This window comes from Streptomyces apricus (assembly GCF_008369065.1).
In the GTDB taxonomy this organism is placed as follows: domain Bacteria; phylum Actinomycetota; class Actinomycetes; order Streptomycetales; family Streptomycetaceae; genus Streptomyces; species Streptomyces apricus.
This window is the reverse complement of record NZ_VDFC01000083.1, coordinates 1-1,629: the sequence shown is the minus strand read 5'-3', so window position 1 is coordinate 1,629 and position 1,629 is coordinate 1. Positions and strand designations below refer to the sequence as shown.

General features: G+C 75.5%; 1 protein-coding gene. It reads right to left on the bottom strand.

Features of this window, described 5'->3' with window-relative positions; genetic code table 11:
- The coding region (locus tag FGF04_RS35710; protein WP_149515666.1) for an acyltransferase domain-containing protein at positions 1-1,629 on the bottom strand (1,629 nt) is incomplete at both ends.

The window sequence follows — 1,629 nt, the reverse complement described above, 5'->3', positions numbered from 1 at the left end:
CGTCCCCGTCGCTCCCCTCGTCCCCGTCGGACGCGGCGAGGACGCCGGCCACCGTGGGCGCGGCCAGCAGGTGCGCCGCCGGTACGTCGAGGACACCGGCCTGGCGCAGCCGGCCCGCCAGCACCACGGCGCGCATCGAGTCGCCGCCGAGGTCGAAGAAGTTGTCGTGCACGCCGATGCCGGTGATGCCGAGCGTCTCCTCCCAGAGCCGGGTCACCTCCTGCTCGCGTCCGGAGCGCGGCGGCACGTGCTCGGTGGTCAGCCGGGGCCGCGGGGCAAGGGCCGTGCCCGTCCGGGCCGCGGCCGGGGTGTCGGACGCGGCGGGGCCGGTGCGGGCTCCGGGGGCGTCGATCCKGTGACGGCGGCGGTCGAAGGCGTACGGCGGCAGCGGGACCCGGCGGCCCGTGTCCGGCGCCGGGGGCAGGGCGCTGTCCACGCCCGCGCTCCACAGCCGGCCCAGTGCCTCCGCGAGGACGAAGCCGTCGGAGGCCTCGGCCTTGGCGTGCCGCATGGTGGTCACCGTCACGGGTGTCTCGTCGGTGAGCCGGCCGGTGGCGAGTTTGGTCAGGGTGTCCCCCGGCCCGATCTCCACCAGCACGGGGTGCTGCCGTTCCCACAGGGCCTTGATGCCGTCGGCGAACCGCACGGTGTTCCTGGTGTGGTCGATCCAGTGCCGTACGGAGGTGGCCTGGTCGTCGGTGACCCAGGTGCCGGTGACGTTGGTGACGTACGGGATCCGCGGCGGACGCAGGGTGACCTGGCGCAGGTGGGCCTCGAAGGCGGGCAGGACCGGGTCCAGGACGTGCGAGTGGGCCGCGACGGGGATGCGCAGACGGCGGAACGGGATGCCCCGGCGGGTGAGTTCGGCCTCGAAGCGGGTGACGGCGTCGAGGTGCCCGGCGACGGTGCAGGCGCTCGGTCCGTTCACCGCGGCCAGGGAGAGCCCGTCGTCGAGCAGTGGTCGTACGTCCTCGGCCGGGGCGGCGACGCCGAGGGTGGCGCCGCCCGCGGAGCTGATGAGCCGGATGCGTTCGGTGACCAGGGGAAGCATGTCCTCCAGGTCGACGACTCCGGCCAGGCAGGCCGCCGTGTACTCGCCGAGCGAGTGGCCGATCAGCGCGTCCGGGCGCACCCCCTGGTCCATGAGGGTGCGGGCCAGGGCGTACTCGGTCACCACCAGGCCGAGGAAAGCGGCGGTGTCGTCGGGGTGTCGTTCCTCGAACAGGGCGGTGCGGACGTCGGCGCCGAGCGCAGGCCGCAGGATGCGGGCGCATTCGTCGACGGTGTCGCGGTAGACGCCGTGGTCGCGGTAGAGCTCCGCTCCCATGCCGGCGTACTGGGTGCCGCCGCCCGGCAACAGGAAGGCCACACGGGCGGTGTCGCCGGACGGCGGCGCGGTGTCCGGGACGGCGGCGCGCAGGACATCGAGGGCTTCCTCGCGGGAGGCCGCGGTGACGGCCAGGCGGTGGCGCAGCGCGGGCCGTTCGGCGCGCAGGGAGTGCGCGACGTCGTCCAGGCGCAGCTCGGGGTGCCGTTCGAGGTGCCGGGCGAGGGTGTCGGCCTGGCCGCGCAGGGCGCCGGATGTCCGCGCGGACAGCGGCAGCACCAGGCGGCGCCCGTCCTCGGGCG